Here is a 243-nt window from a genome sequence, read left to right as displayed (position 1 = left end):
ATTTGAAAATAGTCGTTATCATTTGATGTTACGTTAGCTACCAAACTATAGGTATGTAGGTCATTTGTGTCCTCATCATCCACACTAAAATAGCCAATCACAGTCCCCACCTCACTATTTTCCTCTAGAGAATTATTGCTGAAATGTATATCTTCGGGAAGATCGTTCATATCCAAAACAAGGATATCAAACCCTTTTTCAAAGGAATTCCCACTATTATCAACCACTTTCACCCAAATTCTA

1 protein-coding gene is annotated in these 243 nt (G+C 35.8%); it reads right to left on the bottom strand.

Annotation, left to right across the window (positions count from 1 at the left end; all coding sequences use genetic code 11):
* Positions 1-243, bottom strand: a 243-nt coding sequence (locus tag E1171_RS22945) for a hypothetical protein (RefSeq protein WP_222931252.1), incomplete at both ends; no start/stop codon positions are given.

Origin of the sequence: Xanthovirga aplysinae, assembly GCF_009711365.1 — a bacterium.
Classification (GTDB): Bacteria; Bacteroidota; Bacteroidia; order Cytophagales; family Cyclobacteriaceae; genus Xanthovirga; species Xanthovirga aplysinae.
Note: the sequence above shows the minus strand (reverse complement) of the source record. Positions and strands in the feature narration are given on the sequence as shown.